This window comes from Bacillus sp. OK048, assembly GCF_900103525.1.
Taxonomy (GTDB): domain Bacteria; phylum Bacillota; class Bacilli; order Bacillales; family Cytobacillaceae; genus Neobacillus.
The window spans coordinates 1-25,442 of sequence record NZ_FNHN01000022.1 but is presented as its reverse complement, the minus strand read 5'-3'; the positions used below and the strand labels follow the sequence as shown (position 1 = coordinate 25,442).

At 36.8% G+C, this 25,442-nt stretch carries 23 protein-coding genes and 3 pseudogenes; 15 read left to right on the top strand and 11 right to left on the bottom strand.

From position 1 onward, the window contains the following. Window positions 1-30: 30 nt before the first annotated feature. Window positions 31-150: pseudogene (locus tag BLR86_RS25835) on the bottom strand (replication protein); the annotation flags it as partial. Window positions 151-959: 809 nt separating this feature from the next. Between BLR86_RS25835 and BLR86_RS24400 the strand changes: the two are divergent. After that, window positions 960-2,249: a glycosyltransferase family 2 protein gene (locus tag BLR86_RS24400; protein ID WP_090768065.1), complete on the top strand. Its 1,290-nt coding sequence runs from the start codon at window positions 960-962 to the stop codon at window positions 2,247-2,249. A gap of 346 nt (window positions 2,250-2,595) precedes the next feature. Here the strand turns inward: BLR86_RS24400 and BLR86_RS24395 are convergent. Together BLR86_RS24395 and BLR86_RS24390 are read right to left on the bottom strand one after the other, a co-directional pair. After that, window positions 2,596-3,016: pseudogene (locus BLR86_RS24395) on the bottom strand (universal stress protein). Window positions 3,017-3,038: 22 nt separating this feature from the next. Next, the gene (locus tag BLR86_RS24390; protein ID WP_090768062.1) at window positions 3,039-4,502 is read right to left on the bottom strand and encodes a SulP family inorganic anion transporter; all 1,464 of its coding nucleotides are present in this window, start codon (window positions 4,500-4,502) and stop codon (window positions 3,039-3,041) included. A gap of 169 nt (window positions 4,503-4,671) precedes the next feature. On the opposite strand from BLR86_RS24390, the gene BLR86_RS24385 reads away from it, so the two are divergent. Further along, a complete protein-coding gene (locus tag BLR86_RS24385; protein ID WP_090768060.1) occupies window positions 4,672-5,214 on the top strand; it encodes a recombinase family protein in 543 nt (180 codons plus the stop codon). Between the two features lie 405 nt (window positions 5,215-5,619). Here the strand turns inward: BLR86_RS24385 and BLR86_RS24380 are convergent, their stop codons facing one another. After that, window positions 5,620-7,227 carry a glucose PTS transporter subunit IIA gene (locus tag BLR86_RS24380; protein ID WP_090768096.1) on the bottom strand — a complete coding sequence of 536 codons (1,608 nt, stop codon included), beginning with the start codon at window positions 7,225-7,227 and terminating at the stop codon, window positions 5,620-5,622. A gap of 270 nt (window positions 7,228-7,497) precedes the next feature. Between BLR86_RS24380 and BLR86_RS24375 the strand changes: the two genes are divergently transcribed. Continuing rightward, entirely contained in the window at window positions 7,498-8,670 is a 1,173-nt protein-coding gene (locus BLR86_RS24375; protein ID WP_139185727.1) for a helix-turn-helix domain-containing protein, read from the top strand. A 7-nt stretch (window positions 8,671-8,677) separates the two neighbouring features. Here BLR86_RS24375 and BLR86_RS25830 read toward each other — a convergent pair whose 3' ends face one another. Then, window positions 8,678-9,064 (bottom strand): hypothetical protein, encoded by a 387-nt coding sequence (locus BLR86_RS25830; protein WP_175493039.1) that lies wholly within the window; start codon window positions 9,062-9,064, stop codon window positions 8,678-8,680. Between the two features lie 60 nt (window positions 9,065-9,124). Between BLR86_RS25830 and BLR86_RS24370 the strand changes: the two genes are divergently transcribed. From BLR86_RS24370 to tnpB, 3 genes are all read left to right on the top strand, one after another. Beyond that, entirely contained in the window at window positions 9,125-9,499 is a 375-nt protein-coding gene (locus tag BLR86_RS24370; protein WP_090768055.1) for a nuclear transport factor 2 family protein, read from the top strand. A gap of 76 nt (window positions 9,500-9,575) precedes the next feature. After that, window positions 9,576-9,959 carry a VOC family protein gene (locus BLR86_RS24365; RefSeq protein WP_090768052.1) on the top strand — a complete coding sequence of 128 codons (384 nt, stop codon included), beginning with the start codon at window positions 9,576-9,578 and terminating at the stop codon, window positions 9,957-9,959. Window positions 9,960-10,186: 227 nt separating this feature from the next. Continuing rightward, window positions 10,187-11,362 carry an IS200/IS605 family element RNA-guided endonuclease TnpB gene (gene tnpB, locus BLR86_RS24360; RefSeq protein WP_090768049.1) on the top strand — a complete coding sequence of 392 codons (1,176 nt, stop codon included), beginning with the start codon at window positions 10,187-10,189 and terminating at the stop codon, window positions 11,360-11,362. 136 nt (window positions 11,363-11,498) lie between these two features. On the opposite strand, the gene BLR86_RS24355 is transcribed toward tnpB, so the two are convergent. The 3 genes from BLR86_RS24355 to BLR86_RS24345 all read right to left on the bottom strand — a co-directional run bounded on the left by BLR86_RS24355 (window position 11,499) and on the right by BLR86_RS24345 (window position 15,121). Continuing rightward, complete coding sequence (locus tag BLR86_RS24355) at window positions 11,499-12,065, bottom strand: permease (RefSeq protein ID WP_090768046.1); 567 nt, start codon at window positions 12,063-12,065, stop codon at window positions 11,499-11,501. Window positions 12,066-12,388: 323 nt separating this feature from the next. Next, a complete protein-coding gene (locus tag BLR86_RS24350; RefSeq protein WP_090768093.1) occupies window positions 12,389-14,341 on the bottom strand; it encodes a bifunctional 2',3'-cyclic-nucleotide 2'-phosphodiesterase/3'-nucleotidase in 1,953 nt (650 codons plus the stop codon). 483 nt (window positions 14,342-14,824) lie between these two features. Then, entirely contained in the window at window positions 14,825-15,121 is a 297-nt protein-coding gene (locus tag BLR86_RS24345; RefSeq protein WP_090768043.1) for a hypothetical protein, read from the bottom strand. 178 nt (window positions 15,122-15,299) lie between these two features. Here BLR86_RS24345 and BLR86_RS24340 point away from each other — a divergent pair, with 178 nt between their 5' ends. The 4 genes from BLR86_RS24340 (at window position 15,300) to BLR86_RS24325 (ending at window position 18,655) form a co-directional block, all read left to right on the top strand. Beyond that, window positions 15,300-15,641 carry a PadR family transcriptional regulator gene (locus tag BLR86_RS24340; protein WP_090768040.1) on the top strand — a complete coding sequence of 114 codons (342 nt, stop codon included), beginning with the start codon at window positions 15,300-15,302 and terminating at the stop codon, window positions 15,639-15,641. Beyond that, a complete protein-coding gene (locus tag BLR86_RS24335; RefSeq protein ID WP_090768038.1) occupies window positions 15,638-16,177 on the top strand; it encodes a DUF2812 domain-containing protein in 540 nt (179 codons plus the stop codon). Before BLR86_RS24340 ends, BLR86_RS24335 begins: the two co-directional genes overlap by 4 nt. A 240-nt stretch (window positions 16,178-16,417) precedes the next feature. Then, window positions 16,418-18,049 (top strand): hypothetical protein, encoded by a 1,632-nt coding sequence (locus tag BLR86_RS24330; RefSeq protein WP_090768035.1) that lies wholly within the window; start codon window positions 16,418-16,420, stop codon window positions 18,047-18,049. A 405-nt stretch (window positions 18,050-18,454) separates the two neighbouring features. Beyond that, window positions 18,455-18,655 carry an ATPase gene (locus BLR86_RS24325; protein WP_090768032.1) on the top strand — a complete coding sequence of 67 codons (201 nt, stop codon included), beginning with the start codon at window positions 18,455-18,457 and terminating at the stop codon, window positions 18,653-18,655. 261 nt (window positions 18,656-18,916) lie between these two features. Here the strand turns inward: BLR86_RS24325 and BLR86_RS24320 are convergent, their stop codons facing one another. Further along, window positions 18,917-19,921: a DUF3231 family protein gene (locus tag BLR86_RS24320; protein WP_090768030.1), complete on the bottom strand. Its 1,005-nt coding sequence runs from the start codon at window positions 19,919-19,921 to the stop codon at window positions 18,917-18,919. A gap of 268 nt (window positions 19,922-20,189) precedes the next feature. Here BLR86_RS24320 and BLR86_RS24315 point away from each other — a divergent pair, with 268 nt between their 5' ends. From BLR86_RS24315 to BLR86_RS24305, 3 genes are all read left to right on the top strand, one after another. Next, a complete protein-coding gene (locus BLR86_RS24315; protein WP_090768027.1) occupies window positions 20,190-20,567 on the top strand; it encodes a GIY-YIG nuclease family protein in 378 nt (125 codons plus the stop codon). 95 nt (window positions 20,568-20,662) lie between these two features. Beyond that, window positions 20,663-21,184, top strand: a complete 522-nt coding sequence (locus BLR86_RS24310; protein ID WP_090768024.1) for a YcxB family protein — start codon at window positions 20,663-20,665, stop codon at window positions 21,182-21,184. 130 nt (window positions 21,185-21,314) lie between these two features. Continuing rightward, window positions 21,315-21,749: a DUF192 domain-containing protein gene (locus BLR86_RS24305; protein ID WP_090768021.1), complete on the top strand. Its 435-nt coding sequence runs from the start codon at window positions 21,315-21,317 to the stop codon at window positions 21,747-21,749. 191 nt (window positions 21,750-21,940) lie between these two features. On the opposite strand, the gene BLR86_RS24300 is transcribed toward BLR86_RS24305, so the two are convergent. Beyond that, entirely contained in the window at window positions 21,941-22,423 is a 483-nt protein-coding gene (locus BLR86_RS24300; protein WP_090768018.1) for a nucleoside deaminase, read from the bottom strand. A 163-nt stretch (window positions 22,424-22,586) separates the two neighbouring features. Between BLR86_RS24300 and BLR86_RS26995 the strand changes: the two are divergent. After that, window positions 22,587-22,646 (top strand): annotated as a pseudogene (locus BLR86_RS26995) (hypothetical protein); the annotation flags it as partial. Between the two features lie 107 nt (window positions 22,647-22,753). Here BLR86_RS26995 and BLR86_RS24295 read toward each other — a convergent pair. Further along, window positions 22,754-24,142 (bottom strand): M28 family peptidase, encoded by a 1,389-nt coding sequence (locus BLR86_RS24295; protein ID WP_090768015.1) that lies wholly within the window; start codon window positions 24,140-24,142, stop codon window positions 22,754-22,756. Between the two features lie 525 nt (window positions 24,143-24,667). Between BLR86_RS24295 and BLR86_RS24290 the strand changes: the two genes are divergently transcribed. Further along, window positions 24,668-25,093: a hypothetical protein gene (locus tag BLR86_RS24290; protein ID WP_090768012.1), complete on the top strand. Its 426-nt coding sequence runs from the start codon at window positions 24,668-24,670 to the stop codon at window positions 25,091-25,093. Window positions 25,094-25,442 lie beyond the last annotated feature (349 nt).

Here is a 25,442-nt window from a genome sequence, read left to right as displayed (position 1 = left end):
GTTAGCCAGATTTCTGGTTGACCTTTTTAGCTTGCTGATTCCAAGCCAATAATGAATTTGCTGCAACACCACTGCCTCGTTTAAACCAATCTTAGTGGCCAAACTAGGAATAATCTTGACCGGACCTTCATTAATTAACAACCTACTCATTAGAACCTCTCCTTTATAGAACTTTTTTATAAAGGAACTTTGGTTCGGTGGTAAAACACGAGTAGCCCACCGAATGGTTTAAGCCCCTTCAACCTGTAATATAGTAATAAAACCGTAAAAAGGACATGCTAAGATAAAAAATATTTTTACTTGATGGAAAATGAAAAGGAAGAGTGATGGATTATCTTTTTCTCTGAAGAATTCTTTGAAGTACTCTAATGAAGAAATATATGGTATTGGTTGGGTCAATCGGAGGATCTCTACGTGTCAATCTGAACCAATATAGCCGTCAGGATGATCAAATCAGCTTGGTCATTTTGCGCTGATGAAGGATCCAAATCGTAAACTGTTCCGTTGGTCTAAAATGCCATCAAACCGGATCAGCGCTTATTTCCATTTTATTTCCGTTTAATGAAGTAAGGCTTATTAAGCTACTTGAACGGTTAGTTGAAAAAGTTATCAACAGCAGCGTAAAAGTCCCTAGTTTTAGCTATGGGGAAACTCATATACCAAAAATTAACTTAGGCTTAACAGTATCTTAATCTAAGATTTTAATATGTGTTATAAAATTAATTCTTAGGGGTTATTACCAGACCTTGGATGCCTTTTTGTCTGGGGCATAAAATCTGTATGAAATGGATGGATGGGGGGATAACTTAACAGAGCTTTCCGATTTATTTTGAAATTCGTTTGACCCAGCAACATAACTTTAATGTAGGAAACTTAATTCAGGATCGCTTCTATGACCATTTGGGTCATTGGGAACAGCCAAAGAATATTAAAATAAAAGATAACATCGTGGGGGTATCATGGTGGAAACTACTTTATCAACGTTTATTGATAATTTTAATTTTCTCATGTTCTTATTATTTGCATTGATGTATTCGTACCAGTTTGTGTACATGTTTGTTGCATTCAAGGCAAAACGGAAAAATAAACTTGGACCACAGAATTGCCATTTAAACAAATACGCAGTGATCATCGCAGCTCGAAATGAAGAGCTTGTCATTGGACAACTGATCAAAAGCATCAAGAACCAGAAGTATCCTAAGGAAATGATCGATATTTTCGTTGTGGCAGACAACTGTACTGACAATACCGCCCAAGTAGCGAGGGAAGCAGGGGCTATTGTTAGGGAGCGTTTCAATAAGGTTCAGATTGGAAAGGGATATGCCCTCGATCATATGATCAAAATCATCGAAAGTGAATATGCGTCTAAACAGTACGATGGCTATTTTGTGTTCGATGCCGACAACCTTCTTGATGAGAATTATATAAGTGAGATGAACAGAACCTTTAATCAAGGATATAGGGTTATCACAAGTTATCGCAACTCCAAAAACTACGACCAGAATTGGATTTCTGCTGGATATGCACTCTGGTTCTTACATGAAGCTGAATATCTTAATCTTCCAAGAATGGTCCTTCACTCTAGCTGTGCGATTTCTGGAACGGGATTTCTCGTACATGCTGATTTGATCAAAGCCAATGGAGGTTGGATCCACCATCTCCTTACAGAGGACATCGAGTTTTCCGTTTCTCAGATCATAAAAGGAGAAAAGTTCGGATATTGCAGAAGTGCTATGCTCTATGATGAGCAACCTGTTACCTTTAATCAGTCATGGCATCAACGATTACGTTGGGCAAAAGGTTTTTATCAAGTCTTTGCTAAATATGGCAGGGATTTAATAGGGAATATTTTTCGTGGGAAACGTAATCGATTCTCATGCTATGATATGACCATGACAATCATGCCAGCCATGCTCGTTTCTAGTATTAGCATTTTGGTGAATGGATCATTCTACTTAGCAGGTTTTTTTGACCTATTTGGTGGAAAAGAAATTATTCACCTAACCGCTATGGCAATGCTAAAATCCGTCGGTTGGTATTATGGAATCCTGTTTATTATTGGTTTCATCACAACCTTGACAGAGTGGAGAAAAATCCATTGTTCTGCCTGGAAAAAAATCGCTTATACGCTTACTTTTCCGTTGTTTATGTTTACCTATATTCCGATTTCTGTTGTAGCCTTGTTTAAGGACGTTGAATGGAAGCCAATTGCCCATACGGTAGTGAAATCTCTTGATGATGTGCGATAGTGCAAAATACATCGGGATCTATGATGACGATTCTCATGGTTTTTAATGAGGTTAGTACCGGCCATAAGAACCGTCACCGTGGTCCCCAAATATATACAAAGAGTTTTAAGAGCGAAGGGATTAGATAATTAAAGGATTCCGTTTTGATGTGCAAAATATTAAATAATAGGCGTTTTAGGATTATAATTCTGCCTTAAATTAGCATGTTGATTGAACTATGTTTTACCTAAAGTTGAAATTAGCACTGTAATTTGCGGTGCCTTTTGTATAATACGATAAAAAGAGCACAGTTCTATAAATATAAACTGAGCTCTTCTAAATAGTCATATTCTAAGTTTATCAATTTTTACTTAACAATAAGGACGGGACATTTAACTCTTTTGACTACTTTATGACTCACACTTCCTAGCACCATTTCCTGTAGCGAATTTAGACCTCTACTACCTATAATCACTAATTCAAATTTTTCCTTATTTGCATAGTCTACAATTGCCGGACCTGGTTCTCCGTGTAACAATTTAAGTTGGTAAGACAAATTACTCGATTTCAACTGTTCTTCGATAGGTAATAGTTTCTTTCTTCGTGAATGTTCCAAATCTTCTTTTCCTTGAGAATGAAGAACTTCGTCTTTTGATTTTGAATAATCAACCACATAAAACTACTTCTACAGTACAATCGTTACACAAGGAAGTAATCTTAACTGCTTCTTCTGCTGCTCGCAAAGAATGTTCTGAGCCATCTACTGCCAATAAGATGTTTTTATACATTTTCCCACTCCTAATATATAAGTTAATGTGTCGATAATTTTGGGTTCGATTGACTATAAATTGCAAGCTTTTCCACTAGTTTTTTACTTGCAGAATTTAAACCTTTAATGGTCACAATGTTATCATTTCCTCGGTATTTTAAGACTACTTTATCGATAGAACCTACAGCAGAATCATCCCATATATGTGCATCGGAAAAATCAATAATTATATTTTTATTTTTAACATTAAAGTCAAATGAAGCTATAAACCCTTCAACAGATGCAAAAAACAATTGACCTTCTACCTCAAATATTATATCTGAATTCTTTTGTCGTTCTTTTACTTTTATCGTTGAAATTTTGGCAACAAAGAATATCGCACTTAGGATAACTCCTGCAATAACTCCTTTTGATAAGTCGTGCGTTGCAACTACGATGATAACGGTTACCAACATTACTAAGGCATCACTCTTTGGTGCTTTTACTAAATATTTGAACGAAGACCAGTCGAATGTTCCAATAGATACCATAATCATAATACCCACAAGAACAGGCATTGGAATTTGTACAACTAAATCACCTAATACAATGATCAAAAATATTAGAAATAGGCCAGCAGTTAGAGTAGAGAGCCTGCCGCGTCCCCCTGATTTCACATTTATCACCGATTGTCCAATCATTGCACAACCTGCCATACCTCCAAAGAAACCTGTAATAATATTCGCAATTCCCTGTCCTCTGGATTCTCTGTCTTTATTGCTTTCTGTCCCTGTCATATCATCTACAATAGACGCTGTTAATAAGGACTCCAACAAGCCTACAATGGCTAAAGCAATTGAATAAGGAAAGATAATTCTCAGTGTTTCTAACGAAACCGGTACATCTGGAACGAAAAAGGACGGCAAAGATTGTGTTATAGTACCTAAGTCTCCAACTGTTCTTAAGTCTGTACCTGTAAAGATAGCAACTGTTGTGAGCACAATTATTGCTATCAACGGTGCAGGGATAGATTTAATAAATCTCGGTACTACATAAACAATGATCAATGTTATTGCTACAAAAATGTACGTAATAGTAGAGATACCAAGGAAATGAGGAACCTGAGCCATAAAAATCAGAATTGCCAATGAATTTACAAATCCAATCATAACTGCTCTTGGAATGAACTTCATTAACTTTGCTATTTTAAATACACCAAATAATACTTGAATAACACCTGTTAAAATTGTTGCTGCTAAAAGGTAATTAAGTCCGTGTTCCTTCACTAAAGGGACCATAAGTAACGCCATTGCACCAGTTGCAGCTGAGATCATTCCTGGACGACCACCTACAAACGCCATTATCACCGCTATACAAAAAGACGCATATAACCCAACCATTGGGTCAACTCCAGCAATAATGGAAAAGGCGATAGCTTCTGGAATCAATGCTAAAGCTACAACAATACCAGCAAGGACATCTGCTCGGATATTTGAAAACCACTCCTGTTTAATTTTTGCTACCACTTTTTGTCCACCTCATATCATTTATTTTTAACTTTTACTTTAAAAGTCAATTCGAATTCAAAAAATAGTGTAACACCTTTTTTCCCAAAAAGGAACCATTTTGAAACTATAAATAAACAATTTTTATGTTATGATTGATGCAATGCATTAACAGTAGGGGAGATTCTAAATGTTAATTGGTTATATGAGACCGTATGAAGATGATCTTGATTGTGAAAAACAACTAAGAAAATTATCAAAAATGAATTGTGAATTACTTATCTCTGAAGAACATTCATCAGCCAAAAAAAGAACAAAGCTTAGCAATTTGATTAACAACCTTAACCAAGGGGATAAAGTAGTTGTTACAAAACTATTTGGATTAGCAGACTCTACACGCCATCTAGTTGAACTACTAGAAGCCATTAATGCCAAAGGAGCTTTTCTCCAATCTCTTGATGAGGAAATTGATACAAGTAAAACATCTGGATATCAATTCATTGATATCGTCAAACACCTTGTAGAATTCCAAAGTGACGTAATTAGTGAAAAAACTAAAAGAGGCTTATCTGAGGCGAAACAAAAAGGAATCGCTACAGGACGGCCTAGAAAACCAGATGAAAATGTACAACGTGCTATTATTATGTATCAAAGCAAAAAGTATAGTCTGGAAGAGATTAAAAGCGAAACAGGAATTAGTAAATCCACGTTATATAGATATTTGGAGCATTAATCACACCAACTAGAAAAATCCCAATAAATAAATAAGGACCAAAAATGGTCCTTATTTTTCATTAACTAAACTCCCTCTATATGGAAAGAAAAACTACCCTGTTTGTTGGAGAAGAAAGAGAGTATCCTTGTGTGAAAGGTGATTTCAACCTTACTTAGAAATCAACAAGTTATTAGTGGACAAAGGTGTTAAAGAAGTAGCGACATTTGATAAGAGGAAAAGAATCATGAGGCTGATTCAATTAGACCCTATCACTGTTTAGAATTCATGTAAATAAACAAATCAAACGTGTGAGTATATATTTTAATATAAATTGATGAAAGCAGGTAACGAGAAGGAACCTCGGTAAACCTGAAAGGTATTTAAAAGGGTTGGTCCGTATGAGACCAACCCTTTACTAATAGATTAAACCGTTAATTTCAACAATGGTTCATTTTGTTCTACAATGTCATGGTCCATAGCTTTAATATCAAGATATTGGTCCGTATTGGTGATCACCACCAAAGTTGTTGTGTCAAATCCCTCTGCTTTTATTTGTTGCATTTCAAATTCAATGAGCAGATCGCCTTGCTTGACATGATCACCTTGTTTTATATGAGGAGTAAAGTATTTTCCTTTGAGTTTTACCGTATCTAGGCCAATATAAATTAAGACTTCGGCTCCACCTTCAGAAGTTATGCCAACAGCGTGTCCTGTAGGAAATTGTGTTGTAATGACACCATCAACAGGTGAATAAATTTTACCCGCTTCCGGTTCAATGGCGATTCCTTTACCGACAGTTTCAGTTGCAAATAATGGATCCTGGATAGAGCTTAATGGAACAACTTTACCGCGCATTGGACTTTTAATGGTTTCCAACTTCACACCAAAAACATTTTGGGTAAAACCAACATCCGCTTTTGAAGTTTTGGGCTCGTATCCAAGTAGATACGTCAAAAGGAATCCGATGGCAAAAGCAGCGCCAATCCCAATTAGATACTCCCAAATCGGTGTAAATGCAGGAATGGCAAGTACACTCGGAAGGACAAAATCATTCATAACCACGCCTAGGCTTCCATTGATTGCCCCGCCAATTCCAGCAGCTATGATCACGTAGACCATTGTTTTTCGATAACGAAGGATAATTCCATAATTAATCGCCTCGGTGGTTCCAGCCAAAGCACCAGGTAAGATTCCGCTTGCAGCAAGCGCCTTTAAATCTTTATCACGGGTTTTCAGAAAAACCGCAATCCCTATTCCAACTTGAGCAAATGGAGCTGCCGCTGCCATCGCAATAATAGGGTCTGGACCAGTGGCGAGATTTACGATGGCAAGTGGAATAATTGTCCAATGTAATCCCATTATGGTCAGGAATGTCCATGAAGCACCTAAGATAGCACCTGCTAATAGTCCACTTTTGTCGCTTAAGAAACTAATGACTGAACCTAATCCTTCACCAAGCAGTGTTCCAATAGGTCCGAACACCAGCATGGTTAATGGCACAAGAATGATTAATGAAATCATAGGGTTGATAAACATTTGGATATCTTTATATATGACTTTCTTTAAAAATTTATCTAGACCTGCATAAACAAACATAGCAATAAAGATTGGAAATACTGTAGAAGAATAATCAGCTAATAGGACTGGAAGACCTAAAAAGTCGATGGTCTTCACATCGTTTTCTACAAGATGCATTATTTCAGGTGTCAGAATGGAAGCACCAATCACGCCACCGACATACCCATTGGCCCCCAGTTTAAGTGCAATGGATATTCCGAGAAACAACGGCAGGAAATGAAAAACGGCATCTCCAGCTGCTGATAAAATTACATAGGCACCGCTTTCATTTGATAGCCATCCTACTGTGACTAAAACCGATAACATGGCTTTTAAGAGTCCTGCACCGGCGAGAACGCCGATAATAGGGGCAAAACTTCCCGAGATAACGCCTAAAACTTTCGACAACGTCGATTCTTTTGTCTCTTTGGTAAAGTCTGTTGAATTTGTATGTTCATGCTTTTGATTACTCATAGTTGTTTTCACACACCCATATCCTATATTTTTTGCCTTTATTTCTTAAATTATTATCTCTCATTTACAAACCAATACTATTTTTATCGCTTTCATTTTCTGCCTTAAATATTTTTATTATTGGAAGCGCTAATTTAATACTAGTATAATGAAATCAATTCATTCGTATTAGGATTTATTTGATAATATCAGGATTAAGTATAAATTAATGTTTGGATAGGTCTATTGGAGGGATTCAACCTGGAACAATCAAAAATCATCTCAACCGCTATGAAAATCCAATTTATTACCAACTTAAATACGTATGTATTCGATCAAAATCGGGAGCTTGTTTACCTTAATGAAATGATTTCTATCCCAGCATTCATGCTAGGTTCAGGGGAGAGAGATGTTTTATCTTTGTATGATAATATGAAACAAAGAGGACAACTATATTCCTATATAAATGATTGGGACTTACACTATTTTGGATATTCCTTCAGCAAAAAGGAGGAAGCCTACACGATTATCATCGGTCCTTATTTTGATAAGACACCAGATCTATACAGAATATCAAAGGACTATCGTCTCTCGAGTACGCAGAGTGAAGATTTAAAGCTGTTAGTCGATAAAATCTATGTCCTAACAGTAGAAAAGGCAAGCAGTTATGGAAGTGTCCTTCAGCAGTTTACAAACATGATCGAGCAGGAAATTTCCCCGATTGTCATTGTTTCTGATATAAGCAGCCGCCCTGTTCATAAGCGGGAAGACCATCTGAACTTGGATAATGTAGCAGAATTAGTTAAATTGAGATATAAAACTGAAAAAGATTTTATGCACTCCGTTGAACTTGGAGATAAAAATACAGCTCTACAACTCATTAATTCTAAAAATATGTTGTTTTCCTTTTCGGAACGTTTCCCAAATCAGCCGTTACGCAGACTTAAAAATGTTGCCATTATACTAAATACTCTACTGCGGACGTCAGCAAGAAACAGTCATGTACCTGCCATCATGATTCATCGGATTTCAGAAAAATTTGCCTATGAAATTGAAAATGCTAATCAGGTGGAAACACTACATCAAATAGAAGATCGCATGATTGAAGAATATTGCGATGTTGTTATATCCAACTCGTTAAGTAAATACACAAGCATGACCCAAAGGGTGATTGAATATATTCTCAGTTTTTATAATAAAAAAATCAATAAAGAAGATTTGGCGGCAAAACTGTCCACCAATTCCAGCCATCTATCCCGAAAATTTAAAGAAGAGACAAAAATGACCCTAACCACTTATCAACAAATGTTACGAATAAATCAAGCAAAACACCTATTAAAAACAGAGAATCTATCCGTTGAGGAAATCGCTTGGACAATAGGCTATGATGATCCTTCCTACTTTGCTAGAGTATTTAAAAAAGAAACAGGCATGACTCCTTCTCAATATCGAGATGGGGAATAAAGAGAAGTCAAATCACGTCATCTAAGTTGCGGATAGCAGGAATTAGTTGCGGATAGAGGGAATTAGTTGCGGATAGCGGAAATACTGGTGGATGGCGAAAAATACTGGCGGATAGGCAGAAATACTGGCGGATGGCGAGAAATACTGGCGGATGGCGAGAAATACTGGCGGATAGGCAGAAATACTGGCGGATAGGCAGAAATACTGGCGGATGGCTAGAAATACTGGCGGATGGCAAGAAATACTGGCGGATAGCGAGAAATACTGGCGGATAGCGAGAAATACTGGCGGATAGCGAGAAATACTGGCGGATAGCGAGAAATACTGGCGGATAGGCAGAAATACTGGCGGATAGGCAGAAATACTGGCGGATAGCTAGAAATACTGACGTCAACAGATTCAAATTCCCATTTCTTTGCTTTTGTTTGAAAATATTTGATAGGATGGTTTTGAAATGATAAATTCTATAAAAGAGAAGGCTGTTTCGTTTTTGAAAATGGTTGCAGCGGGGGATGTACGCGAAGCATACCAAAGGTTTACGAGTCCGGATTTCCGCCATCATAATCCCTTTTTTCGTGGAGATCCCGAATCACTTATGCTCGCCATGGAAGAGGACGCCAACCAGAATCCTCACAAAGTCCTTGATATTAAACAGGTCATCGGAGAGGGTGATATGGTTGCGGTTCACTCCCATGTAGTGCAAAATAAAGATGATCTTGGAATAGCATTGGTTCATATTTTCCGCTTTCATAACGACCTCATCGTCGAATTGTGGGATGTGGGTCAGCAGATACCAGAGAATTCTCCTAATGAGAATGGCGCTTTCTAATGTAGAATTTTTTTCTGCTATCAGCCAATTTTTAGTACATAAACATGCTTGAATAAAATCAATGGAGGCAAAAATTATGAAAATTATTGTTACTAGTTTATTCGTAGAAGACCAAGACAAGGCACTAGAATTTTATACAGAGAAGCTTGGATTTGTAAAAAAGCATGACATTCCCATGGGAAAATTTAGGTGGATAACACTGGTCTCACCCGATGCTCAAGCAGGTACTGAGCTTTTACTCGAACCGAATGAACATCCTGCAGCAAAGGAGTTTCAAAAGAAGATCGTTGCAGATGGTATCCCAGCAACCATGTTTGGCGTTGATGATATTCATAAAGAATACAATCGATTATTGGAAAACGGCGTAAAGTTTACCATGGAGCCGACAAAAATGGGCGAAGTCACAATAGCTGTCTTCGACGATACATGCGGCAACCTTATTCAAATTATAGAGAAGTAAAAGTTCACAAAAAAAATGCCTATTTTGTTCAAGATCTAAATGAGGTTTTTGCAAAACAAGTGACAGCACCCTCTGATTTTATCATTTTCCGACAGAAGACTCCCTCTTCAATCGTGCGCAGGGCGAAGCCCAACGATAAGGGGGAGATGAATGTCGGTTGGCGATAGCCAAAACACCTCCTCTTATGTTAAAATAAGAACGTATATTCGCGTAATGGGGTGAGTACAATGATCGTTAATAAGGCATATAAGTTTCGCATCTATCCAAATAAAAAACAAATCGAACTCATCAATAAAACGATTGGTTGTGTGAGGTTCACATTCAATTTCTTTCTAGGTAAGCAGAAAGTCAAAGACGCTTATTGGTATATCGTTGAAGAAATGGTGCAAAACGGTCAACTCCTAGCGAACAATTGGAAAGGAAAATACTTGAACAAATATGAAACCGTAAAAGCAATTCCAGAATTAAAGAAACAATATTCATTTCTGAAAGAAGTGGATAGTATTGCTTTGCAGAAATCGGTTGAAAACTTGGCTGATTCTTTCGAACGATACTACAAAAAACAAAATAAGTATCCCCGTTTTAAATCGAAGAGGAATCCTGTGCAATCCTACACGACAAAGCATACGAACGGAAATATTGCTATTGAAGGTAATTATATTAAGCTGCCTAAACTTGGTCTTGTTCCCTTTGCAAAAAGTCGAGAAGTTGAAGGCAAGATACTAAATGCTACCATTAGACGCAATCCGTCGGGCAAATACTTCATTTCCATTGGTGCAGAAGTTGAAGTATTAGAATTACCTAATACAAATTCTGTTATTGGAGTAGATGTTGGGCTAAAAGATTTTGCTATTCTTTCAGATGGTACAATTTTCTCTAACCCTAAATTCTTTCGTACATTGGAAGAAAAGTTAGCCAAACTACAACGTATCATGAGCAGACGAACCGTTGGCGGCTCAAACTGGTATAAAGCCAAACGAAAAGTTGCCTGCATTCACGAGAAAATTACAAACTCAAGAAATGATTACTTGCACAAAATCTCAACTGATATTGTCAAAAACCACGACATAATCGGAATGGAAGATTTGTCAGTATCAAATATGTTAAAAAACCACAACCTTGCCAAAGCCATTGGTGAAGTATCATGGTCAGTGTTCAAAACCATGATTGAATACAAGGCAAAATGGTATGGAAAACAAGTTATGACAGTTGCAAAAAATTTTCCATCCAGCCAGCTTTGCTCATGTTGTGGCTACCAAAACAAAGACGTTAAAAATCTTGGATTGCGTGAATGGGAATGTCCGAAGTGTCATACCCATCACAATAGAGATATTAACGCGGGAATCAATCTTAAAAATGAAGCACTACGACTTCTAACCGTCGGTGCGACGGGGATCGCCTAATCAATAACTAGCGGATACGCTGGTGTTCTTAGGAATCTCCCCCTTCAATCAGACCGCAAGGTCGATAAGGGGTGAGTAGTTCAAGGAGAGGTGCTGTTTTTTTACTTGAGCTTTTGCTACCATTAATATTCGCCTTTTATAAAAAAGCATCTATCACTAAAGAAAGAAATAGAAAGAGAATCATTGCGCATCCAGCGGCAACGCCTTTTCCTTTGAATTTAGGACTAGACGTCTGGATTGCATTTCTGAAATAAAAAAAGGACCCAGCTGCAATTAGAAGAAATTCTATAAGGATGCTAACAGAAACATATTCCCATAGGCCGAAACCAAGAAGCGGAAAGTTACCTATATTTCCTGGAAGGATTGGCATATCTGGCCGATGAACAATTAAATCAAGAATCCAATGGCTAAAAGCAACTAAGCCTATAATAATTCCTGATTTTTTACCCCAAAATCCTCCAGCAAGACACGCTGCTAGAATGCTTAATAATAGTGCCCCAACGAATGAATGAGTGTAGAATGCATAAATTAACATCCTTCCATAGCCACCTTCACCAATTGGTTCCATTGTCTCTATTCCAGCTAAACTAAATGGAATAAACGCAATATCAAGCAATTGTGTGCTGACTAATAGTGACCAAAGCGGTAGTTCTGGAGTTTTACTTTTTATTACAGCAGCAACTCCAAAGTGACCAGCAAACATATAAACATCCTCCTTAAATACTCTAAGTTTATTTTAGAGATAATCTGACATTTATAATTATAAGGTTAAATTATTGCAATATTATAAAATATATATAAATTTACACAATTATAACAATGGGCGAATATACATGTCTTTCTCCAATGGTATCTATTCTATCGAAGGGAAACGAGAAAAGTGGATAAAATGACTTTTTACTTCAACTCGATTTGAAACTTGAATGAGTTTCTACTGTTTCCAGACTTTATTCACTTATGAAAGAAAGAGTACCCGGTTGAACCAGGTACTCTTCTAACTAACTACCAATCGTCATTTTGACGCGACTATTTCAAAGTCAGCTGTGGTTCGGCAACTGGCAGTTTCAAAGAATACTTGCCAGATCCGTTTGCTTTTTCGCCGATAAATTTAATCCCACTTTTAGGTGAAATCGCATTTTGTGCGTCTAGAGAAGATTCAAATACAACCTTTACTTCATTTGTAACAGTGGCGAAGGTCCAGTTTTCATCCGCAGACGGGTCAATGGTTTGTTGTTCCTGAATATAATCAATGATTGCCTGGCGGTTTTCATCTGGGTACATTTCGACTGCTGTTTGGTTTCTGACTCCAGGGAAATTGCCGCCTGCACGGTAGTTGTTTGTCGCAACAAGGAATTCCTGTTCAAGATCAATCGGCTGGCCGTTGTACTGTAAATTTTTAATACGGTTTGCCTCAGCATGAACCAGATTGCCATTTTTGTCATACTTAGCCGGCACTGTTACATCAATTTCATACGTTACCCCATCTATCACGTCATAGTTATAGGTTGGATAGCTGTTATTAATTAAGGGCTGCTCTTTATCTGAAGTTGGGTCAATTTGATTAAACTGACCGGCAGACATTTCAAGCCATTCCTTTACATCAGCACCGGTAACTTTAATCGTAGCAACCGTGTTTGGATAAAGATAAAGGTCTGCCACATTTTTAATCGCAATCGTTCCTGCTGGAATATACGTATAGTCGCCTCCGAAGCCTGCTTTAAATGGTGCACCTGCAGAAAGAATTGGCAGGTTTTCATCAGCAGTACCTTTCACTTTTTTCTCCACATACCACTTTTGAGCGTTTGTCACAATCTGGATAGAAGGGTCATCCTGAGCAAGGGCAAAATAGCTGTGAATATCTGCTGTCGTAGTTCCCACCGGCTGGCGGATATACTTAATGGTTGCTTCGTGTGCTTCTTTAACAGCTTCTAATACTTCGATATCAGGGTCCGCCAAGCTTGTTTTTGTTGTTTTATCATAAATAGCTCGTAATTCAGACTCAGAATCTTTAACCAGCCATTTCCCTTTTTCTTTCGCAATTTTTAAATCAATGACACCAAGGTGGCTTCCCCAGCTCCCTGCCATTACAACAGGTACCCCGTTGATCGTCCCTTTTTTCGTATCTACTCCCGGGAGATTTCCATAGTTTCCTGGGAATGTGGAATGACTATGACCGGAAATAATGGCATCGATGCCATCTACCTTTGTCAGGTCGTAGGCGGCATTTTCCTCCATCTCACTGACTTTTTCATCGCCAATTCCAGTGTGGGCCAGGGCAATAATTAGATCAGCGCCTTCTTTTTTCATTTTCGGAATTTGTGCTTCGACTGATTTTACAATATCTTTCGTGGTCACTTTACCAGCAAGATGGGCTTTATCCCACTGAGTGATTTGCGGTGCGACAGCCCCGACTACGCCAACTTTAATCACTTGCGTTTTCCCTCTGTTGTCTACTACTTTCTTCTTTAATATAGTATAAGGTTTGAAGTAATGTTTATCATTGGATGGGTCGTTATCGTGATCATCCTTAAACACATTAGCACTGACATAAGGCATTGGCGCATCGTCCAATACTTCATCAAGGAACTCTAGTCCATAATTAAACTCATGGTTTCCAACAGTTGCCGCATCATAGTCTAATTGTTTCATTGCTTGAAAGACTGGATGAAGTTCTCCCTCCTCAAGCTTGTCCACTCTTGCTTTATAATCGCCAAGCGGGTTTCCTTGAATCAAGTCACCATTGTCAAAGAGGAGAGTGTTTTTCGCTTCCTCTCTCGCTTCTTTGATCAGGGCAGCTGTTTTGGCAAGACCAAATTCCAGCGTCCCAGCATCCTTATAATAATCATAATTATAAATATTGGTGTGAAGATCTGTCGTTCCAAGAATCCTCATGGATACCTCGTGTTTTCCAGTCTGATCGGGCTTGGCAGCCATCACAGTATGATACGAGAGGGGAGCGGTTAAGACGGATAATGCCATAGTAGTTGCTGCTAATCTTTTACCTGCTTGAACGAACGTTTTTTTCAATGGAAACAACTCCTTATAAATTTATTTATCAATTCAATATAAATTATATAGAGAAGCTCCAATACATAAATGTGCATATAGACTGGAGTATTCTTAAAAGTTCGTAAACTTAGTGTAAATAATTGGGTCTAAATTCCTGCGATGTGCAGCTTACAAGGTAACTTTGGTGATTCCGTAGGCAATTTTGGGTATCAGGTTAAGCACCTGTTCAGATAAATAGTCGGAAAAAATCCGCTTAATTACCAATTATCCTTAAAAAAGGCTTAAATAGACGGAGAGATGAGACTGTCGATTAATTAGGCAAGTGAAATTCAGCAACCCCAATTTAATGAAATTGTGACCAAATATTTGCTTTTTTAGCTACTTTTTATAGTTTTTTATATCTATTTAAGCAAAAAATAGTTGGAATCTTCGTTTTCTAAAAGGTTAAATGAGTTAATCGACAGTCTCGAGATTCCGCCTATTGACTCGAAAACCGTGAAAATAAGTGATGTTGCTTTGCATAACCGGAAAGCCTCCCCTTATTTTCCCAAAAACGAGCTCTATTCTGCATTTAACCGGAAACTCTCCGCTTATTTTATCTCCGAGAACAGTAAGAACCAACAAGCGATTATTATCCTTATTCTGCCCATAAGCAGTATCGGTTACAACTAATATTGAAGTATTACGGTGAACCGTTCCGTAAGTAAATGAGGATTTGGATTCAGGACCAAAATCTTCTGGGCGTCCCATATGTCTCCACTAAAATTTTCTCCTGTTACTTGGTCGCTAAAAGTTAGATTTCCTATAATTGGGTGTAAATTTGGTGATTTTTTTCCACAATGCATAACTTTCTATTGACCTCTATATCATTAAACGATATATTATATTTAATGATATATCGTTTAATGATATAGGAGGGAGGAATATCATGGGGAGAAATGTCTCATTAGAAATGGGTGAACTGACGGACACAGCTTACTATATTTTATTGTCTTTAGTCGATGCGAAGCATGGGTACCTTATTATGCAAACCATTGAAGAAATGACCGAACAGCGATTTTCAATTGGACCTGCCTCTATGTATACGACAATTAAGAAATTGTTAGCTGCCGATTTAATTCAACTATTTGATGATTACGATCCAAAAAGAAAAACCTATATTGCAACAGAAAAAGGCATTGAACTTTTAAAAAATGAAGTCAAGCGGAGACGGGAAATGGTATACCATGCGGAAGAGGTATTTAAAAGAAGAGGGGAGCAGTTATTATGAGAAAAGTTAAATATATTGCTAGCGGTGGTTTAGCTTTTTATGAAGAAAAAGAGATGAAAAAGCTTGCCAAATATGCAAAAGAGGGATGGATTTTAGAAAAATTTGCAGGACTCGGATACATGCTAAGAAAAGGGGAAAGTAAGAATATTGAGTATTCACTGGATTTTCAAAAGGAAGCAGATGATGAGTATTTCACCTTCTTTGAAGCTGCAGGATGGTCACATGTATGTTCTGCAGGGAATGAAATTCATATATTTAGTGCCCCTACAGGAACCAAACCAATCTATACAGACAAACCAACTACTGTTGAGAAATATGAACGAGAAAAGAAGCAGACGGGGAAGGCTGCTCTTCCATTCTTCATTTCTGCCGTTGTATTTTGGCTGCTTGGTGTCTTTAGTAATGGGGGAGGTATATCTGAAAGTATCGGGATTTTTTTTCAGGTATTGGGGCTGATTTCGCTTATCATTCTTATCTTTCCAGGTCTTCCATACCTTTCATATCAATATAAATTATGGAGATTACGAAAGGAGTAACAGTCTCTCTAATGATAAAAATTCAAAAACAATCAAAATTTCGCTAACGAGAGCGTTCCTGTTAATAAGCTGGAACGCTTTTTTTACTAAAAATGCAGGATAATTACCAAAACTAAATCGGGAAAGCCCCTGCTTTTAAGTATGGGGATGAACCGATTTTTTTATTGCGCATTTAGGTTTTTTTTGTTAAAATATACACGAACACATGTTTGCGATAATATATGATAGTAGGTGTGAAACATGGCGAAAGCAAAAACTCCTTCATTTATCATTGATGTAGAATTAAAAGGTAGGAATAGAGACTTTTTAATGATCGAATCTGAATTGGAAGTAAATCGAGTGATTTATAATACTTCGTTGGGCGAGTATTTGAAGAGAGAAAAACAAATGAAAAGGACAAAACGATACAAAAAATTAGTCCGTATTACAAGAGCCATAAAGTCACATCTAGCTAAAAATAGTAACAAAGAAAAGATGAAATATTATCAAAATGAACAAAAAAACCTTTCTGAAGAATTCAAGAAACTAAGAGAAGAATTTGGATTAACTGAATATTCGATGCATGAATACATAAAAGAAGTTCGAAATCACTTTAATGGTAAGACTAATTCAATCATCGCACAAAAAACAGCCACAAGAGCATGGAATACTATCAAAAAGAAGTTGTTTGGCAAAGCGAAAAAAGTGGTATTTGTAAAGCGTGGGGAAATGGATTCCTTTGAAGGGAAAAACAACAATACAGGTTGGAGATTCAAAGAGGGAAAGGTAATCTCAAATGATAGGGTATTTGCACTGAACGTAAAAGAAAAGGATATGTATCTAAAAGAAGCTTTTCATCTGCTAAACTCAAAACATACCTTTCAATACAAGAACAAAGATGGAGAAAACGTTACGGACTACTATCGGGTAAAATATGTTCGTATTTTAAAACGAATCGTCCGAGGTATTGTTCGCTACTATGCTCAACTGGTTTGTTCGGGTTATCCTCCAGTAAAAAGAGACAGGAAAACAGGACAAGTTAAATATCCTTTTGGGAAAGGTCCGGTTGGGATCGACATTGGTACATCATCAATTGCAGTATCAGGTACAACAAGGGTCCTATTGAAAAACTTAGCTGAAAACTTAAAAAAAGTGAATCATGTTCAACGAGAAATCAGGTTATACAATAGAAAACTAGACCGTTCGAAAAGAGCGACTAATCCACTAAACTTCGATGAAGCAGGTCGTGTTAGAAAAGGTAAAAAGCGGTGGGAATTCTCCAAGAACTATAAGAAACTGAAAGCTCAATTGAAAGAGTTGTACCGCAAATTAGCTTTATATCGGAAATTTAGCCACCAATACGAAGCCAATCGAATGGTTATGTTAGGTGATACATTTTACATCGAAGAAATGAATTTCAAAGCTCTCCAAAAGCGTACTAAAAAAACAGAAGTAAGCGAAAAGACAGGTAAGTATAAAAAGAAAAAACGGTTCGGCAAAACCATATCCCGTCGTTCCCCCGCAGCCTTCGTAAGTATTCTTTCAAAAAAAGTCATCGCCTTGGGCGGAACATTCATCAAGGTCAAAACATCCTCTTTTAAAGCAAGTCAATATGATCATAAAGCAGACAAATGCAAAAAGAAAGAATTAAAAGAACGTTGGCATATATTTAATGACGGTACCAAGGTCCAACGTGATTTATATTCCGCTTTTCTTTTAATGAATTCAGATTTGTTAGGGTTGAAGTCAGATAGAATCTCTTGTTTAAATACATTTGAGCAATTTTTAAAATATCACAAAGAAGAAATTAACAAGATAGAAAATGAAAATGAAGTAATCTTAAACTCTGGTATCAAATTAAAATTAAAAAAGACTGAAGAATGTGCAGCCTAAAATCTATTCTTTGCGGTTTGATGTAGCCGAGTTCGCAAGAACAAAAGATGTAGTCTTCAATGGCAACAAAGGTTGCTTTGACTACGAATGTTCTAACATAACTAGTTCCAGTTCCTGTTTCCAAAGCCGTTTTCTTCTTGAAGAAAAGTGTGTGTACGAATAGGCGAAGACTAGGAAGTTATGAACCCACTGCATTTATGCATGTGGAGCATCAGAAGGGAATACCGTGGTAACTGTTGAATAAGGTATCATGAAGAGATATTCGTTAATGGGTTGGTTTCTTTGAATGAGTTGAAAAAGGTTGGACTAAATTAAAGAAACAAGAATGGTTCTGGTTATTATGTTTTTGCTGGTGGTGGAATAGATACTCGGGAGCAATTAATTTTATGAACGGGAGGTGGAGTTGTGAGAAAGTCCTTTTGGATTCCGTTAATGGCTTCATTTGGAACGATGATATTACTATATATAATAGGTTATATAGCCGATATAGACTTTCTTATATTTAAAATTTCACTCTCGGAAACTGAGATTGCTCTACTACCAATCGCTGTTGGGATGTTAGTGGGGTTTATTAGTGAACGTATGATCAAATTTAAATCACAATAGTAAGATTAGTAAATTCTTAAGCTACGAACAAGTATTTTTAATCAGAATATGTTAACCATGTACAAATTTAATAACGGGTTTACTTCAGAGGTGCAAACAAGCCATTCACAAACAATATCGCAGTGGTATTCACATTAGAATTCACTGCGATATTTTTATTGCTATATAAGGTTTTGTCGCTCTTTTGAAGTGCAATGCTCCACATTAGTTTTTCAAATGGTCTCCTATTCACTTATACATATCCTAGAAATAGAGTTCTTATTAATTTTTTTTTGCAATTTCTTTTCTATTGGGAGCTAGTGGAGGCTGCTCTAACCATTTATTTTGCACCATAATATTAAACCACTTTTTAGTAAGCATAAGATTTTGTAGAATGGTGCTTTCGTAAGTGGCTACAAGGTCTATTCGCATTGCGGATGCTAAGCCTGCTCCGTGATACGCTTGTGCAGCTTGGAATAAGAAGCCAGTATGATACAACATTAACTTATCAGAAAAAGGAGAGTCTGTTGAAGTTGTAACTTCAGTCTCCCACGACTTAGGAACTGGTAAATTATCCGTTTGCATAATTTTCGAAAAACCTTTTATTTGTTGGTCAGCCGTTTTTTCGGCTTCCTCAAAAAATTTTCTTACTTCCTTTGTTTGTGCGACTTGACTGAATGCGATTGAAAGAGTTTTTGCCATAATACTTTTTTTAAGGTTGAAAGAAATGCCTATGATTTCTGTCGCTGCTAACGTTCTACCCTTTCCGAAAAATCCATCTGTGAAATCTTGGCTAGAAACATATTCAGGGTTTTGAGCTGGATAAAATAAAGGGTCTCTCTGAAAACTTCCTTTCTCGAGCAATAAATCAATTGTTTGATGATACATCCTTTTCCCATCATTATCACAGGAGTCGTAAAAATACCGTAAGTCCTCTCTTACAGAAACGCCCAATGAAGTTGAGTGGCCTAGCAAACCATGTAATGTCATGATATGTAAATAATTTAGGCAAAATATATCCGTGAACAACCTCTGTTTACCTGTAAAGAGGTCAGATTCAGTAAATCCAATTGGAACTGGATACCCCTCATTTTTTATAAAAGTAACGATTTGTTGTTTTTGCTTTTCGAATGTCTTGATAGCATCCTCAAAAATAGCTTTAATTTGCTCATCCTCAATAATAGAGACCATATATCTATTTACAATATCAACCGCTGTTCCATTTACATATTCTCCCCACAAACTACCTATTTCGGAGGATGTGAGTTTTAATTTTTCCTTATCCATCTTGTCACCCTTTCGATTTTGTTATACCGTGGATATTATTTACCAATTCAGCAAGAGATATGAATTTCTTATTGGACTTTAAAAGAGGAAAACGATTCTTAGAAAAGACGAAATCACTAAAAAAAGGCAAAAAAACATATAGTAAGATTAACCACTTATAACCTAACCCTTTAGTATAGTATTTTAATAATTATCTGGATATATTTCCTAATAATGTTAAAATAGTCGATGAGAAATACCTAAATAGTATTAGAAAGAAGGAGCGGTAGTGAGTCTTTTTAAGTCTTTGGTTTCAGCTGCTGTAAAACAAGTAAACAAGGTTAATAGTTTTGAATTTGTTAAAAATAACGCTCCAAATGAGATTGGTGTTTACATAATGAAACTAAATGGGAAAGTCATGTATGTAGGTCGAGCTATCGAAAATAGAGATGGTCAGAGTACCCGCGGACTTCGTAAAAGATTGCAGGAACATTGGAGAGGAGCCGGAAACTGTAAGCCGGAACTTTATCAAAATCGAGACCAACTGACTGTAACGTTAAAGGTTTGTTCTTCCGTTGAAGAAGCAAAAAGATTAGAAGGTCAACTCATTCGCCAATATAATACGGTTGAAAATGGTTGGAACCTTCGTTACGAAGAATGGAGATGAAATTGAGCTCCTTAACCCGTAATAGCATTAAAACCAAATAGAATTCAAGAATTTATCTTTACACAAAGGAAAGAAGTTTAGGAGAGTGGCCATAGATGGAAATCAAATACAATTTAACCGAAGAAGATTATGTGAAATTTAATTTGTTTCACATCAAAAACTCAGATTCCGCTAGTAAATCCTTGAATATGCAAAGATACTCCATTCCTTTTATTTATCTAATTGTCGCTTACGTATTTTCTAATCTTGCGGATATCCCGTTTTTATATGTATTCATTCCATTTCTAATTGTCGGAATTTTATGGGTTATTTTTTATCCAAAGTACTTTCAGAATCGTATCATCAGTCAAACTAAGAAGATGATTAGGGAAGGAAAAAATGAAGGATTGCTTGGTGAACATACGATGCTTTTGACCGAGGAAGGAGTCGTTGATACGAATCCTACCGGCGAAACGAAAGTGAAGTGGTCAGGGATCATTAAGATGAAGGAGGATCAGGCCAATCTTTATTTGTACAATAGCTCGGTTAGTGCCTATATTCTTCCTAAAAGGGAATTTAAAGACCTAGAGGAAGTAAGGTCCAATTTCGAAGCAAAATTAACACATTTACAAATATAATTTTTTAGCAAATATTTACGTTCCAAAGGATAAGTATTGGAATGGAAATGAAGTTTTTTTCTTGTTTCTATTTTATCTCTCAAACTTACATTCCTTTTTATATTAAGGGAAAAGACAAGGTGAGTGAAATATGTTCAATAATAGAAAAAAATTAATCGGTTTTCTTTTTCGTCAAAGTAAAGAAACAAGTCTGCAAACAAAAATAATTAAAGTATCTAGTGGAAAAAGGAAAATTAAATTAACCGTTCAAGTTGCAGATACTTTTAAAAAAAGAGAAAAGGGCTTAATGTTTGTTGAACAATTACCTGAAGACCAGGGTATGCTTTTTGTATATTCAGGAAAAACATATGGCGGTTTTTGGATGAAAAACACCTTAATACCTTTATCGATTGCATTCGTTGATTCAGACGGGAAAATTCTAAAAATACTAGATATGGTGCCTTGTAAAGATGATGAATGTCCTACGTATGATCCGGGAGTTTTTTACCAATATGCTTTAGAAGTCAATCTTGGATGGTTTGAAAAGAATCAAATCAAAGAAGGGGATTTTGTAATCTTTTATTAAAATCATCTCACCACTATGAGTTTCTTGAGGTGAGATGATTTTTTTGTGAGTTGAGGCAAAACATCAATAAGCAACGGGAATGATTTTGGGTATCAAATACGTAAGTTATTAAAGACCAGTAATTATTTCTTATTAGGCTAACATTGGCGTTGCTCCAGAAAGGATTTACGCCGTTCATCAAGGAACGATGTTCAACGTCTCAATGCATAAAACTGACGATGGAGTTGACGAACTTGCTCCGCTAGTTCAGGAACAGGACCATCTATTGTGGTATCACGAATAACATCATGAATGGGAAGATTTCGAACGCGCGATGGAGTAACCCCTATTTCATTCAACCATTGTACCAACTGTTCAGACGAACTTGCATAAACGATTCGACCTAAACCAACCCACCCGTGGGCCGCAGCGCACATAGGGCAATGTTCACCAGAGGTATATACTGTCGCATTGCTTCTTTCTTCAGGTGTCATGTTACTGGCTGCCCATCGTGCTAAAGCAAATTCTGGGTGTTGAGTATGGTCACCACCCGCAACGTGGTTATGGTCTTCTGCAAGCACCTCTCCGTTGGCTGCGACAAGTAATGAACCAAATGGTTCGTCACCTTTCTCCAGTGCAGTTTTTGCTAAATCAACACAACGTCGAAGGTGCTTCAAATCTGAATCACTTATCATAATTGTATCCTCCTCGTCCTTATTTATTTTTTCATCAATATTCCATAAACATGACCCGTTTGCGGAGGACGGATCTTATTAAAAGTCAATCAAATTCATAGGTATTTGGCAAGTATAAGGAATTTGCTTTTTAAAAACAGATTATCTTCTTCATTAAAATCTAGTGGATTCATATATCGAGGAATACAATAATCATCGTTACCAGTGGGGATTAAAAAAGATGACCCCGGGTTCAATACCGAGGTCATCTGTTAGCAGCTTAGGTTCTTTTTTTAAACTGTCCATATTAAGGGTAACAGTTCAAAACTCTGCGGTGCTTTTTCTTATTTTTTACTTATTTAGGGCAGGTACATCTTTTCTTACGGTTGAAAACAGTCCAGCACCGATAATATCTAGTGCTGACTTCATTCTTTCTGCCGAAATATTATCAGCAATGGTATCTTGTGGAGTATGGTATACTTTCTCGATATGGTAAACAAGTGGGTCCCAACTGTCGATACCCATCCAAATAAATAAGGCAGCAGGTATACCAGCGTTATGGAAAGGTACATGGTCACTTGAGCCAAATGTTCCTGGCAGGATATCAGAATTACCTAAACGGGCACCTGCAGAAATGGCTGAGTCAGTAACCAAATTGGTACTACCATTTGGTGTCATCGCATAAAGGTTTTTCGCCTTATCATAATTGGTAGCCACCATATCAGGAACAAATACAGCTTCAATGCTATCTCTTTGTTCCTGCGTCAATTGATCAACATAATATCGCGATCCAAGTAATCCACGCTCTTCAGAACCAAAAGCTATAAATTTCAACTCTTTTTCTGTGTTGTATCCTTTATAAACCCTAGCAATCTCAAGCATTAATCCTACACCAGAGGCATTATCATTTGCACCAAATGCGCCAACGACGCTATCATGATGGGCCCCAAGAATTACTTGTTTTGTTTTTGTAGTCTTAGTTTTCGGAGCCTTTGTGGCTATTACGTTCACTGATTGAAGGTTGGAATAATGTTTTGCTGTAAGGCTGATTTCAACTGGTCCTTTTGCTGCCTGCTCCTTTAGCCATTCTCCCTGGATAAAGGCTGAACCATATACCGGAACATCATAATTTGTCGTTAAACTTGGATTAAAGGTTTGGCCATAGTTACCACGACTACCGACAAGGCTTTGCAAAATAACCCCTTTAGCCCCTACTTTAACAGCATTGTCCACCTGCGTCCGATATCCGGCAGTAGTATCCGCACGAGGCATAACAATAATTTTTCCAGCCGTTCCGGAAGGGAAATCGCTTAGGTTAGTTCCCCCAGCAACATATAAAACCTGACCTTTTACAGCCTCAGTACTTAATTTTCCATTTGGCGCAGCAGCCATTTCCCATGTATTTCCATCAGCGAAGGCAACATTAGCAATATACTGATCAGCAACAGGGAAATACTGGTATTCCACATCATATCCATATCCCTTTAAGGTTTTTGCAATATAATCTGCTGACCGTTTTTCTGCTTCAAGCCCCCCTGGCCGTGTCCCTATTTCTTCAGATAAATATCGGACGTGTTCAATTGCCCTATTTGCATCGACTCTTGCCACTACCTTTTGATCATGTGCATAAGAGGATTTTCCGTTTGTGTTTTCTGCTGATGCATACCCAACTGACCCAAATGCGATTGAAACTGCTAAGAGTGAAGCAAACACCTTTGATCCTTTTCTTTTAACTACCATAACCATCCTCCTAAAAGTTTTTGTTTGCCGTTCAATGATAGCTGCAGTTCAGATTATGTATCTAGCAAACTAGCATGTGCCCAAGACACAATTACATTCAATGATAGGTTAAAATTGTTTATAAAAAGAGTGAGAAAATTACTAATATTTAGATAAATTTGGACGTGAAAATATATTATATCTAGTAATTTAGGTGAAAAAGACCTATATTATGGTAAATTAATATGAAATTGATTTAGACAAATAATATAGTTGAACACTTAATAAGGCTCTTTAAGATAAGCAACTTAAAGAGATTTTTGCTTTTATCAACTTTGTGATTCATTAGACTTAAACTAAAGTGGCCCGTTAGTTCAACAAGGCGATATCATTAAATCACCCTTTTTATATTTTATTAATAAGCTCGGTGTATTTCACCTGAGCTTATTTTTAATAAAGGGGACTTGAACCAAATAAAACAACGATTTTCAGAAAAAGCACATAAGATTTATGTTAAAATATAACAAAAATGGAAAGGGTGTTTTTATGAATAAAAAGTTTATTGCTATTATTCTCGTTTTATTGGTTGCTGTTGCAGTGGTGAGTTATATGAGTATTAATTCGTCTGAAGAAACCACCTATGCAGGCATAATGGGTGAAATTTTAGGAGGGGATACGGTCGAAAGTATTATCATTAAAAACTTTGAAAATCCAGAGCCAAAAAATCACCTTTTAATCGACAGCAAGGAAATTATACGAGATATTGTAGAACAACCAGCAAATATGGTTTTAAAAAAGACTGATGATTATCCAGATGAATTGTATTTGGTATCCATACATACAAATACTAAGTATGTTGTGTTAACATTGGGAGAAAACGGCATTATTCGCTTCAATGGAGATTTAGCAGGATTATATTCGATAGAAGGAGAAAACACTCTTCTTCCGATATTATATGAAATTACAAAATAATAGGTTATCCAATTGCAAATCTTTATTGAGTTAATGGTGTGAGTTAGTTGACCAAGCATATATATAAATACAGATAATAGCTCTGTCTGTCATATCGGTCTGTGTTTTTTATTTTGAAAACAAAACAAAAAACACCCCAAATTGCGGTGCATTTTGATATGTATTATACTTTACATTTTCCCCTGCGATTTAACGTTTTGTGATAGGAAACGGAACCCGTTATGATGAGGTAGCCCTTTTTTTATTCAACTAACGGGCAGAAGAGTTGTATAAGATTATCAATTGATGTTCTGTTTCTTTTGTTATTAAATTCAGAAATTTAAAATTAAAGTTTTAGTTATTGTGTTAT